General features: G+C 46.4%; 8 protein-coding genes. 3 read left to right on the plus strand and 5 right to left on the minus strand.

Going from position 1 to position 12375, the window contains the following annotated elements; translation table 11 throughout:
* Positions 1–163 precede the first annotated feature (163 nt).
* On the plus strand, positions 164–751 hold the full coding sequence (locus tag ACHUFN_RS13755; RefSeq protein ID WP_394222983.1) for a hypothetical protein: 588 nt from the start codon (positions 164–166) through the stop codon (positions 749–751).
* A 115-nt stretch (positions 752–866) separates the two neighbouring features.
* On the opposite strand, the gene ACHUFN_RS13760 is transcribed toward ACHUFN_RS13755, so the two are convergent.
* Both ACHUFN_RS13760 and ACHUFN_RS13765 read right to left on the minus strand, forming a co-directional pair.
* A complete protein-coding gene (locus ACHUFN_RS13760; protein WP_394222985.1) occupies positions 867–2777 on the minus strand; it encodes a methyl-accepting chemotaxis protein in 1911 nt (636 codons plus the stop codon).
* A gap of 364 nt (positions 2778–3141) precedes the next feature.
* On the minus strand, positions 3142–5331 hold the full coding sequence (locus tag ACHUFN_RS13765) for a M3 family metallopeptidase (RefSeq protein WP_394222986.1): 2190 nt from the start codon (positions 5329–5331) through the stop codon (positions 3142–3144).
* A 250-nt stretch (positions 5332–5581) separates the two neighbouring features.
* Here ACHUFN_RS13765 and ACHUFN_RS13770 point away from each other — a divergent pair, with 250 nt between their 5' ends.
* Positions 5582–6100, plus strand: coding sequence for a YgjV family protein (locus ACHUFN_RS13770; protein WP_394222987.1), 519 nt, complete (start codon positions 5582–5584; stop codon positions 6098–6100).
* 138 nt (positions 6101–6238) lie between these two features.
* On the opposite strand, the gene purU is transcribed toward ACHUFN_RS13770, so the two are convergent.
* Together purU and thpR are read right to left on the minus strand one after the other, a co-directional pair.
* The gene (gene purU, locus ACHUFN_RS13775; RefSeq protein WP_394222988.1) at positions 6239–7093 is read right to left on the minus strand and encodes a formyltetrahydrofolate deformylase; all 855 of its coding nucleotides are present in this window, start codon (positions 7091–7093) and stop codon (positions 6239–6241) included.
* A 117-nt stretch (positions 7094–7210) separates the two neighbouring features.
* Positions 7211–7855: an RNA 2',3'-cyclic phosphodiesterase gene (gene thpR / locus ACHUFN_RS13780; protein ID WP_394222990.1), complete on the minus strand. Its 645-nt coding sequence runs from the start codon at positions 7853–7855 to the stop codon at positions 7211–7213.
* Positions 7856–8116: 261 nt separating this feature from the next.
* Between thpR and hrpB the strand changes: the two genes are divergently transcribed.
* Positions 8117–10825 carry an ATP-dependent helicase HrpB gene (gene hrpB, locus ACHUFN_RS13785; RefSeq protein ID WP_394222991.1) on the plus strand — a complete coding sequence of 903 codons (2709 nt, stop codon included), beginning with the start codon at positions 8117–8119 and terminating at the stop codon, positions 10823–10825.
* 53 nt (positions 10826–10878) lie between these two features.
* Here hrpB and ACHUFN_RS13790 read toward each other — a convergent pair whose 3' ends face one another.
* Positions 10879–12159 (minus strand): lytic murein transglycosylase, encoded by a 1281-nt coding sequence (locus tag ACHUFN_RS13790; RefSeq protein WP_394222993.1) that lies wholly within the window; start codon positions 12157–12159, stop codon positions 10879–10881.
* Positions 12160–12375: the final 216 nt, after the last annotated feature.

The following is a 12375-nucleotide window of genomic DNA, read 5'->3' on the forward strand; positions in this document are numbered from 1 at the left end:
ATCATCTTCATAGCATAGCGACCTCACAGTACGTCACCGCATCGATAGTTATTTTTTAGACAGCTTTAGTAAAATGGCTAATACCCAATAAGTCATTTTCCTGTCTATACTGAAATTGTGTTCGAGTCATTTGTATCCAACCACAATTGAAGAGGCGGCGAAAATGAGACGTTTTACCCAGTCCCTTTTAGCAATATGTATTTGCCCGTCAGTATTTATGGCGGGGGCAGCTAATGCCTCTTTAGTTGAGAAAGCCGAGCAGTGGCTGAACAACTACTCTGATAGTGACGACACATTCTCGTTAACGCTAACCAAAAATAGGATTAAATTTAAAGGCTGTAAGCAAAAGCAATATCAGTTAGCGTTTAGCCAAAAAATTACACCCATGTTCAACGTTGAAGCAATTGTTCACTATAACAAAGGCTTGTTGGAATATGGCGTATTGTCGCAGCGCGTAAGAAGCCACGAATTTGAAGTGGTAAGCTGGTGGGACAGCGGCGACTATCGAGTTGGGCTAAGCCACAAAGTACGTCCACGACACGAATTAAGCATACCTGTAACCGACAGAATACAACTGCCGACCAGCACGTCCGCTGGCGTTTATCTGGAAATTCCATTTAAAGAGGATACGCACCTTCTTACCTTAGGAGCAGTGAGAGAGTCGTGGGAAAGTGACGGGGCCTCGCAAGAGATCGCGTGGCGGGCTAGTCGAGATAGCCAAGTTAGGGTGCAGTACGCCATCACTTTCTAGCAAGTTACATTCGCTGTGAAAAACAGCGTGTACCACTTAGATCGTAAAAGTAAAAAAGGCGAAGCGCATAAAAGCGCTTCGCCTTTCTTTCTTACACCAAACTTAGGTTAATCGACTATAGCTTAAATCTGCTAACTTCAGCTGAAAGCTCTTGCGCTAAATCGTCGAGCTTGTCACTTACTCTTACCAGTATTTTTGTGGCGTTTAGCGTTTCTTCGCTAGATGCACTGATGTCGTTAATGTTTCGGCTAATATCTTCAACCACCGTAGCTTGCTCTTCCGTTGCTGTAGCAACTTGCGTATTTACATCATTAATATGCTCAATCTCTTCTGCGATATTCTGAAGAAGCACATCAATTTCGTTGGTCGCCGTTACCACATCCGTGGTGCGCGCACGACTCGATTCCATTTGAGAAACCGCAGACTTCGAGTCTTGCTGGAATTTATCAATTTTCACCTGAATCTCGTCGGTCGCTTGTGCAGCGCGTTGCGCAAGTGTTCGCACTTCATCAGCCACCACCGAGAAACCTCTACCGTGATCCCCGGCGCGCGCAGCTTCAATTGCAGCGTTCAATGCAAGCAAATTTGTTTGCTCAGATATGCCTCGTATTGTATCGAGAATGCCGCCAATGGCTGCAGTGTGCTCATCTAGTGATTGAATTACCCGAGACACATCTTGAATCTGATTTGAAAGCCCTTCAATTGCATGCACGGCACGCTGTGTAATTTCTCTGCCATGCGCTGAGTTTGTGGTCGCTAAATTCGCATTCTTCGCTGCGTGAGTAGCGGAGTGTGCAACCTCGTTAACGGTACTACCGATCTCTGATAACGCCGTAGCTGCCTGTAATGTTTGATCTCGCTGGCTCTTTGTAGAGCTTTCTGTTTGGTGAGACTGCATCGCCACATCTTTAGCTGACGCTTTTAGGGCATGACTTGTTTTAGCCATTTGAGAAATGGTGCCATGAAGGTGGTCGATAAAGTTATTAAACCCTTCAACTAATCGAGCAATTTCCTTTTGTTCCGGCATTGGAATTCGCGAGCGTAAATCTCCTTGCCCTTGTCCAAGCTGTTGGAAAACATCTGCTAACGATTCGAGTGGCTTGGTAAGCGTGCCAGCAAGCCAGATCCCTATTAGGGCGAATGCACCTGCAATCGCTAAAGCCCAGAAAATGATTTGGCGGCTGCCCGCATCAAGCGATGCATAAAGCTCGTGCTCGGGTACTTGAGCAACCACGTACCAACCTGCATTCTCTACATAAGTGCTCGCGAACAACTGCGTTTCGCCGTCACTATCGCTGGTGGCCATTGAAAAGCCTTGGCGATTAAGAAGCTGACTTGCTGAACGAGAGTCACTCACAGAGGCAAGCTTTGTTTTGCCAAGAAGTTCTGCATTTGGGTGAGCAATGATAGTGCCGTTACCGTCAACAAGAAACACAAACCCAGTTTGTGCAATTTTTACGGCGTTGATAATTGCCAATAGTTCATCTACTGATTTCGCTACACCCGACATCCCTCTGCCGTTAACTTGCTGATAGTTAGCAAAAAGGCGATAGCCTTTGCCGGGTTCGTTGTACAAACTCAGCGAGATAGGCTCGCCGCTATCTTTATAAGCGAAAAACCAGCCATCAAGCTTGTCGTTTTGCAATACGCGTAGGAAGCCGTCTTGATTCCAGTATTTATAGGTAGTTCGATCCACAAACGAGGCCACGGTTAAATCGTTAAACTCAACTATGTTTTTAAGGTAACTAAGAAGTCTGCGTTCGCCAGCGCTGTCCGCACCTGCAGTAGACCACGCAAGAATATCAGGGTTTGAAGCAATGCTGTGTGCAACAGTTAGCATCACACTAGCTTCTCGGTCTACGCGGTTACCAACCTGATTAAGCAAAGAGGGAAGCTGCATTTCCTCCATGTTTTCTTTAACGAGGTCGCGGGCTATCCATTGACTAATAGAACCTACAAGAATAGCAGCGGCGAGCACAGCAACAATAAGAGAGAGAATGAGTTTTTGTTTTATACTGAAAGTCATGACTTTCGACCACGTAAGTTAATGCTGAAAATATTGAATAAAGATGACGTAGTGCCTTTCATGCAGCAACGCCTAAAACTAATTCGTAGCGCGGGCTAGTTACTATCTAATTCATGTGTAAATGCTTTTATTATGCATGTAAGTATGAACAGTTTATCGACCGATCCTCGGCAACATTTATACATTTCGCTAGTAAATTAGAGATAAGAGATTGTGAAGTATGATTAACCAGCAGGTCAATAAGAAAGATTACATCTTGTGCACGGGGAAAAAGAAAGGCTCCCACGTTAACAAACGTTGGGAGCCTTGAAAGAGCCAATATTTACCGTTGGTAAAAAGTGCTTAACCGCTTAGGGTGAATCACTTACTCTTTGTTTTCTTTAGGAATAGGGAAGCCTCGGTCGCGCATGAGTGCATCTACCTTGGCATCACGACCACGGAATTTGCGATACGCTTCAGCTGGGTCCATGGCGTTGCGTACAGCAAAAAGATATTTCACTAAGCGATCGCCCACTTCCTTATCGTAGAAACCACCCGGTGCTTCCATAAAGGCTTCAGCAGCATCGGCGGTGAGTACTTCTGCCCACATGTAGCCGTAGTAAGCAGCCGCGTAACCTTCACCAGAGAATACGTGACCGAAGTGTGGTGAGCGGTGACGCATAACGATTTCTTCAGGCATACCTAGCTTCTTAAGCTCTTCGCGCTCGAAAGTGTCAGGGTCAATCTTGCTAGGATCTGTAGTATGGTACTTCAGGTCCATGATGGCAGAGGCCATGTACTCAGTGGTTTTAAAGCCTTCGTTGAAGGTCGACGCATTATTAATCTTTTCAACCAGCTCTGCAGGAATTGGCTCTCCTGTTTCATGGTGCACTAGGTAATTATTAACTACCTCGTCGGTGGTTAACCAGCGCTCTAGTAACTGAGACTGGAACTCTGTGTAGTCGCGCACGCCAGAATGTGACGACGGATATTCCACGTCAGACGCTAAGAAGTGAAGGGCGTGTCCAAATTCATGGAAGTAGGTCTCTGCGTCATCCCAAGAAATAAGCGTAGCTTCACCGTCAGCACCTTTCACAAAGTTTGAGTTGTTAGAAGACAATACAGTTTTCTTGCCGTCAAAGGTGGTATAAGAACGATACGTGGTTGCCCAAGCACCAGAACGCTTGCCTTGGCGCGAGAACGGGTCAAGATACCAAAGGCCGATGTGCTCGCCACTATCTTTGTCCGTTACTTCCCATACTTTTACGTCTTCGTGAAAAACAGGTACTTTACCTTCTTCAACAGGCGTAAAGTTGAAGTTGAACAAGCGACCAGCAACGTAAAACATAGCTTCACGAAGCTTATCAAGCTGTAAGTACTGCTTTACTTCGTTAGAGTCTAGGTCGTATTTCGCTTGGCGCACTTTTTCTGCATAGAAGCGGTAATCCCATGGAGCAATGGTAATGTCTGCGCCTTCTGCATCTGCAATGGCCTGCATGTCAGCCACTTCTTCTTCAACGCGAGCAATGGCCGCTGGCCATACTTTCATCATCAAATCCATGGCGTTTTCTGGGTTTTTGGCCATGCGATCTTCTAAACGCCATTGCGCATAGTTTTCATAACCTAAAAGCTCTACGCGTTCGTCGCGAAGGGTTAGAATACGCTTAATAATTTCGTTGTTATCGAAATCGTCAGCGTTATCACCACGGTTATAATACGTGCGCCATACTTTCTCGCGAAGTTCGCGATTTGTGGAGTACGTAAGGAATGGGTCCATAGACGAACGGGTGTTTGTAATGGCGTACTTATCCTCTTCACCGCGAGATTCTGCCGCCGCTTTAGCCGCCTTTACAAACGATGCCGGAAGGCCGTCAAGTTGCTCTTCAGTGATGTAAGTAACGTAGTTTTCTTCATCAGCTAAAACGTTGTTAGAGAACTTAGTGTGCAGCGTAGCTAGCTCTTGATTGATTTCGGCGTATCGTTTTTTCGCTTCGCCATCTAATGTTGCGCCATTGCGTGCGAAGCTGTTGTAAGTCATCCACGTGATACGCTGCTCTTCCGGCGTCAGTGATTTTAGTTCGTCAGACTCATACACCGTTTTCACTCTTTCAAAAAGCGTTTCATTTTGCGTAATTTGAGTAAAGAACGCCGAAAGCTTCGGTGACATTTCAGCTTGAATCTCACGGAACTCTGGGCTTGACTTGTTAGCACTGTAAATGCCGTAGTAAGTGAATACGCGGTCAAGCTCTGCACCCGCTCGTTCCATCTCAACAATGACATTTTCAAACGTTGGCGGTGCTTCGTTATTTGCAATAGCTTCAATTTCTTTAAGGTTTAATTCCATCGCTTTTTCTAGCGCTGGCTTTAAATCTTCTAGCTTCATCTTGTCGAAAGCTGGCACGCCGCCATAAGGGCCTTTGAATTCTTGAAGCAGCACGTTGTCAAACTGTGCTTGCTGAGATGTTGCCGTATTTTTAACATCGGTGGTGGCCGTTTCTGATGCTTTTTGCTCTGAACATGCACCGAGCGCTACCACAACCGCCAAAGCGGTGAGTGATGACTTAAACTTACCCATGAGTTTTCCTGTCTGTTTTTTATCTATACGTTTTTGACAATTATCATCTTAAGTTAATGTAAAAATAAGTTAAATGCTCTTTGACCTAATTCCTTGCAACACATCGGTTCGATAAGAAAACGCGCAAATATGCAATTCGTCGAAATCGTACATATTTTAATTGGCTTTGTGCTGTATGGAATTTACACTGCGCGCGTCCTGAAATGCTGTTCTCAGCAATATTATCCACCTTTGTTTGGCAGTGAGCATCATGTTTGAACTTCTTCTTCACGCGTTTCCCGTTGCTTTCGCATTAGCGTCTTTTTGGTCGAACACTGAGCGAAAACTTCTGTTTCTCAATTTAGGGCTTTGCGTGGCCATTGGTGCCTTGCTAATTTTTGAGCAAGCGTGGGGGGGAGCTATCGTTATAACAGTGGCAGGAATGAGTACCAGCTATCGCTTAATTAAACAACAGCTACTTTCACCGCTAGCAACGTACGTCACCCTAATCACAATGATGTGCATAGTACTAACGGTAAACAACTTAACAGGCAAAACGTCACTAATTGAAACCATGCCAGCGTTCACGTTTATGGCGTATCGCTTTGGTGAGCTTCACTGTAAGGAAGCTGGCCTTCGAGTATGCATGATTATTGGATCACTTAACTTTACTGTTTACGGTATTATCACTGGAACTTGGGGTTTAGCCATTACCGAAGCGTTATTTGCGGCATCGAACTTGTGGTATTACATAAAGCTTAGACGCGCAATGCGCGTAAGCCCGGTGTGAAAAGCGAGGTTGCAGGAAGCCTATGGTGACGACGGGTTCAGCAATATAAAAGTGCATGTGTAAATAGGGCAAAGTAAGCAAAAACAAAAGCTCGAAAGTGGTTTCACTGCCGAGCTTTTGTTTTATAAGCGTAAAGGTTTACGCAAACACCACCGTTTTATTTCTGTGAATGATCACGCGGTCTTCTAAGTGGTAGCGAACACCGTGAGCAAGCGCGGTTACCTCACAGTCTTTACCTTTGCGCACCATGTCAGCTGCACTGTCGCTATGGCTAATACGTTTTACGCTCTGCTCAATAATAGGGCCTTCATCTAAGTCTTTAGTGACGTAGTGGCAAGTGGCGCCAATAAGCTTCACGCCGCGGTCGTAGGCCTGCTGATAAGGTTTTGCGCCAGCAAAGCTTGGTAAGAAACTGTGATGTATGTTTATGGCTTTACCTTGTAGTTCTTGGCAAAGCGTGTCTGGCAAGATTTGCATAAAGCGGGCAAGCACAGTTAAGTCAATCTTGTACTCTTGCAGCAAGGTGGCGATTTGCGCAAACGCGGCCTCTTTTCCCAGTGCCTTAAAGTCTACCCAATGGAAAGGCACTTTGTACCAGTCAGCAAACTGTTTCATTTGCGGGTGGTTGCCAATAATCACGGGAATATCACAGTGTAGTTCGCCTGTATGCCAGCGGTGAAGCAGGTCAACTAAACAGTGAGACTCAAGGCTGGCCAATAGCGCAACCCGTTGCTTTTTATTTGAGTCGCTTAGCTTCCAGTTCATTTGGTATTCATTCGCAAGCGGCGTGAATTCTTGAACGAAGCTTTGATGATCAAGCTTGAGTGAGTCAGTGCTAATTTCATGGCGCATGAAAAATCGGCCGGTCTGCAAGTCGGTATGATGGCTTGCTTCAACAATGGTAGCGTTGTGATCTGCTAAGAACTGCGAGACGCTAGCAACCAGCCCAATCTGGTCGGGGCAATCAATAACTAATCTAAAGGTTTGTTGCATGGAAAAAGTGCGATTAAAAAAAACAGGCAACCTTTTTACCGCTCAGTTCAATTGAAGTAAAGCGATACAAGCGCGAGGCAACAGCATAATTTTGAATAACTCATAATGAAGATGGGTTCATTCATCGGTAATGCCGCGCCTTAACTTTTCACGAACCGACATGTTGTGCTTCAACGGCCAAGATTGGCGAATAGGGTAAGTAACCCCTTGAGGCGTAGAGACAGATTCAAAAAGGTGAAAGGCAGAAACATGTACATCGACATTAGGACTATAAAGTGGCAAAGGTAACGTAGACGTAGCCTTTCTAACTACGGTGACGTGTGGCTTATATTCTCTACTTTCTACTTGTATAGAAGCTTTTCGTGCAGCCTTTCTTGATAGCTTAGCAAGCTCGCTAAGCGCTTTTGGTGTATTGCTTGGGGCTGCGAATAATATTTTAGGGCCATTCCATAAGCCTGTGGCATCGAGGGTAAGAGAAAAGGGCTCGCTTATAAGCTGATCTAGTTCGTAAGTAAGCGCTTCGTGTTGTCGATGACTTATCTCACCAAGAAAGCTTAACGTTATGTGAAAGTTTGCTGCAGGTAATGCGTAAGGCAGTGCTGGCCCTTGGCTCTCGCTTTGTTGCTTACCATGCTTTCGCGACCCTGCCGTAGCATTTTTAAGCCATTGCCTTGGCATAATCTCTGGCAAAGCCTGCTGCCGCCAGCTATCAAGGGCAAGTTTTTCTGTTGCGCTAAGATCTAAACCAATAAAGCATCGCATCGCTTTCTTCCTTTAATTTGGTTTTTAAGATTGTCCATCACCGTTAAACGCCGTTAGCAGGATGCATGGTCATGTGTTTAAGCTTAACACGGCGCAAACGACATATTACCAATGGATTTCTAAAGCGCTTTCTAAATCATCAACCACACCCGTGTTTAAGCCAAGACCAATACGTCAACATGAAGGGTTTAAAAAGAAGGCTGAAGTTCAGTTACAATCGTCAAATCAGGTACACTATACCTATAAACTTATAACACCTTTATGCCCTTTATGTTACAGCCGTTTTCCCATTTGCCCGCTTACGAACTTGCTGCACCGCTACAACAGGCACTTGCTGCTAATAACGTTATTGTAGGCGCACCGCCAGGCGCGGGTAAATCTACCGTGCTTCCGCTTTCATTACTGCAATCGCCACTTGAAGGTAAAATTTTGCTTATGCAGCCTAGACGTGTGGTGGTAAGAAATTTAGCAGATTACTTGGCTAAGCAGTTAAATGAAAACGTAGGTGAAACGGTTGGCTACCGCATTAAAGGTGAAGCAAAGACGTCGTCAGCTACCAAACTTGAGATCATAACCGAAGGGGTGCTGAGCCGCATGATTCAGCAAGATCCTGAATTAGAAGGCATAGCGGCTATCGTCTTCGACGAGTTTCACGAACGCAGCATTCACAGCGACTTTGGTTTGGCGCTAGCGCTTGAGGTTCAGTCTGGGCTACGCGATGATTTGCGTTTAATTGTGATGTCGGCAACGTTAAACATTGAGCCGCTTCAACACCTGTTTGGCGAACATAGTGCACTGCCGGTGGCAAACCTAAATACCGAAGGGCGTATGTTTCCCGTGGACATTCGTTACACCCAAGATGCTACGCCTCAAGAACTAGTACAGAAGACCTGCAGTGTTTTAAAGCAGGCTGTAAGCGAACACGATGGCGATGTATTGGTTTTCCTCCCGGGTAGAGGAAGTATTAATGCGGTTGCCCGCGACATTAAAGCGTTGACCGAGAGTAATGATATTGCCCTTCATATGTTGTATGGCGCATTGGGTAAATCGGCGCAGCAAAGCGCCATTTCGCCAGATCAAAACGGCAGGCGCAAAATTATATTATCTACCAATATTGCCGAAACTAGCTTAACCATTGAAGGCGTAACGGTAGTTATTGATAGCCTGTGGGAAAACAGTGCCCAGTATCATCCGTCTAGTGATATTACGGCGCTATCGCAGCAGCGTATTTCACAGGCGTCTGCAATACAAAGAACGGGTAGAGCAGGGCGCGTAATGGCCGGGACTTGCTATCGTTTGTGCAGTCAAAGCAGCTTCGAGCGCTTGGCGAAACACAACGCGGCGCAAATAGAAAAAGAAGACTTAAGCAGCTTTTTACTTGATACTTTGGCGTGGGGAAGCACGCCTGACACGCTCGCTCTTTTAACCAAACCTACACAGGCCCAGCTGCGCGTAGCACAGCAAAAGCTTCGCCGTGTAAATGCTGTTTCGCATAGCAAAAACGAGAAAGGCGGCCACGGCGTACCCCAAAATCCCGATAGTGCGAATCAAACCATTTCCCCTTATGGAAGAGCGCTTGCGCAATTGCCGTGTCAGCCGCACTTAGCGCATTTGTTGCTAACGGTAAAACAGGGCATTGAAGGGCTTACTGCCAACGAAAACGACGCGCTTCGTTACGCCGCCCCTTTTGTGGTGGCCTTAAGCGAAAGCAATATGAGTGTAAGTGATGCAGCGCATGTGATGGAGGCGCTACTTCAAGCTGACGCAAAAACTCGTAGCCAGCTTAAAAAGCAGGCTTCGCGATATGCGCGCTATGTGTTTGATGCTGATAAAAAACATTCTGCCTTCAAAGCGGAGCTTCATTTACTTGATGAACAGGCACTGGGCCTTTGCATCGCCATCGCCTTTCCAATGCAGGTGGGTTTTAGGCGTAATTCGTCAAGCAATCAAGCGCGTAGCCAAAGCGCAACAAAGGGACGTTCTGCCAAGGGCACAGTTATTGAATACAAGCTTGCGAGCGGAAAAGGCGCAGAGCTTGTGACTACAGGTAGCAGTACTTCCTTTGAAGAAGAAAGTGGTGGTGGTTCATCATGGCTAGCGGTACTCGAAGGGCAGCTAATAAAAAGTACCGTCGCGATTCGCTTAGCGCAGCCTGTATCAGAAAAAGGGTTGCGCTTAGCCTTCCCCGAAGCGTTTAGAGAAAAGCGCAGTGTTGGTCTTAATAGCGACACTGGTATAATGGAAGCACGCGTTACCACGGGGTTTTACGAAATAACGCTAAATAGCGCGCCAGTTTCAGGGCAGGAAAAAAGCCGTGATAGTGAATTTTGGGGTGATGCATTGTGCGAGGCGTGGTTTGCTTACCTTGATGCGTTGCCGTTATCTGATTGGCCGCTGCCTGATGCAGACTGGCAGTGGTGGCGAAGGGTTGAAATGGCGGCAAAGCTTAACTTGCCACAAGAAAAGGCCTTTGATGAGCCTGAACCATGGCCGTTGTCGTTAAGTGCCCTGTTGCACAAGGCAAAAGACAGTTTAATACCAGCCCTGAAAAATTGTAAGAGCATTAAAGCGCTAACGCAGCTGCCGTGGAAATCAGCGCTGAACAACGGGCTTTCATGGCCTCAGCAAGATGCACTGGCTACGCTATTGCCAACTCATGTGACTATTCCAACGGGTAGAGAGGCTAGCCTAGACTATCGCGACAATGGGGATGTGGTGCTGTCGGTCAAAATGCCAGAATTGTATTCGCAAAGCTCGCCTTTAACGATAGCTGGCGGGCGAGTAAAGGTAGTTTGCGAGCTGCTGTCGCCAGCGGGAAGGCCATTGCAAACCACCAGTGATTTAGGCGCGTTTTGGCAAGGAAGTTATAAAGAAATTCAAAAAGAGATGAAGGGGCGCTATCCGAAGCATTTTTGGCCAGACGACCCTGCCAATTCAGCACCCACCAGTAAAACGAAAAAGCATATGTAGCCGCCAGAACCTAAGCGGCTACGTTAATATTTTTTGATGCTAGCCCGCAGTCATTAAGACTGCGTAGCTTTATCGCGCTCAAGTTTTACGTTAAGTGCAGCCATTACTTCAAGGCCTGGGAATCCGTCAGCAATCATGTTGTTGCTTATTTGATAGTTACGGATGCCTTCACGGGTGGCTGGGCCTATAATGCCGTCAGGTTTACCCACATCAAAGCCCAAATCATTCAGTTTGCTTTGAAGCGCAATAATGTCTTTGCGGTTATATGCTGGCAAGTCAGGTAGCGTAGCTTTTATGCCAGAAGCCCCCGCTATGCGGTCGGCCAGCACGCCTACAGCAATGGCATAAAACTCTGAGTTGTTCCAGCGCATAATGACGCGAAAGTTTTTATACGCAATAAATGCAGGGCCGTTGTGCCCAGCAGGCACAATAACATAGGCTGAGGTGTCACCTTCACCAAGCGCTGAGCCATCGGCTTTCTTCACGCCTTGCGCGTTCCATTCGCTGAGCGTTTTTCTGTTTTTGTAACCCGACTCTTGATAATTAAAGTCTTTAGGTAATTGCACTTCTCGGCCCCAACGAAAGCCGCGTTCCCAGCCAAGATTGGCAAGAAAGTTAGCCGCAGAAGATAGCGCGTCTTCTTCACTTGCCCATAAATTAACTTGTCCGTCACCGTCGCCATCAATAGCATAATGCGTGTAGGCCGATGGCATAAACTGCGTATGACCCATTGCGCCAGCCCACGAGCCAATCATATCTTCTTTTTGCAGTTTTTCTCGCTCCATCAGCTTCACAGCAACCAAAAACTCTTGAGTGAAGTACTTGCTTCTTCGCTTGTCGCACGCAAGGGTAGCAAGTGAATCGAGTACCGGCATCTTACCTTTGTACGAACCGAAGTTCGTTTCTAAACCCCAAAACGCAAGAAGGTAGTGAGGCGGCACGCCGTACTTATCGCTAAGTTTGTGCAAAAGCGCTTCGTGCTTAGCGTACATTTCTTTCCCTTTCTCGGTACGCCAGTTGGTAACACGCTTGCTGAAGTACCCTGGAAAGGTTTGTACAAATTCAGGTTGGCTTCTGTCCAGTTCAATTACACGGTCTTGATGAACAAGGCGAGGAAACACATCGTCGATAATTTGCTGGCTAACGCCCTCTTGCTTTGCTTTGTCGGCAAGTGTGGCGGTGCAGCTGGCGAATTGATCATTTGCAAACGCGGGGTTTATAGCTGCGCCTGCAAATAGAAGTGCAATTGATGTGCGTAGCAATGACGTGCATGACACTGCACGATTAAATGAAAACGTAGAGAAAAAAGAAGACTGAAAAGAAGCTAAGCGCATAGTACGGTTCCTGTGTTACTTGCCTGCATGCTATCGCATTGTGACCGTGAAACGCGAGTAAAATTCATTATTGAAGCAGGGAGAATTGCAGTGTGTACAATTTGAAACAGTTGTTGAGATGCGGCCTGAATGGTAATGTTTGCACTTCAATTACACCGCTCTAATGAAGCGAGCGTTAAATCCATATCGCAATGAGTGCGATGTCACCCCAATGAT

Origin of the sequence: Alteromonas gracilis, from assembly GCF_043642145.1 — a bacterium.
GTDB classification, from domain to species: Bacteria; Pseudomonadota; Gammaproteobacteria; order Enterobacterales; family Alteromonadaceae; genus Alteromonas; species Alteromonas gracilis_B.